1 protein-coding gene is annotated in these 636 nt (G+C 60.7%); it reads left to right on the plus strand.

Annotated elements, in window-relative coordinates; translation table 11 throughout:
* Positions 1–466, plus strand: a 466-nt coding sequence (locus GSQ82_RS23885; RefSeq protein ID WP_158794754.1) for an LUD domain-containing protein, incomplete at its 5' end; no start/stop codon positions are given.
* Between the last annotated feature and the right edge of the window lie 170 nt (positions 467–636).

Here is a 636-nt window from a genome sequence, read left to right on the forward strand (position 1 = left end):
TCGGGTGGCTCGGGCTGCGGAAGAGGATGTTGCGCGGAGTGTGGCGGGGATGCTGACGGAGCGTGGGGTGAGGCGGATGGTGGTGCCGCGTGGGATTGCGTCGGAGTGGCTGCCGGAGGGGGTGGAGTTTGTGGTGGATGATGGGTTGTCGGCGGTGGAGTTGGATGGGGTGGATGGGGTGTTGACCGGGGCGACGCTGGCGATTGCGGAGACGGGGACGGTGGTGCTTCAGAGTGTTCCGGGGCAGGGACGGCGGGCGGTGACGCTGGTGCCGGACTACCATCTTTGCGTTGTGAGGGTAGAGGATGTGGTGGAGACGGTGTCGGAGGCGTTTGCACGGTTGCAGGGGAGTGCGGCGGTGGCGACTACGTTTGTGTCGGGGCCTTCGGCTACGGCGGATATTGAGATGACGCGGATCAAGGGTGTGCATGGGCCGCGGTTTCTGGATGTGTTGCTGGTTGGGTGATGTTGGTGGGGTACCCCCACCCCCCTGGGGGTACCCCTTGCTAAGTTGCTTATTTGCATGTATTTGCGAATTTTGCTTCTTGTAAAATCTTCATTCGAGGTGGGTTACGGGTAAAAATTTGTTTCTAAAGGAGATAAGGCCCGGCTGGTGCGCCGGGCCTTTCTTTTTGT

It is taken from the genome of Granulicella sp. L60 (assembly GCF_009765825.1).
Classification (GTDB): Bacteria; Acidobacteriota; Terriglobia; order Terriglobales; family Acidobacteriaceae; genus Edaphobacter.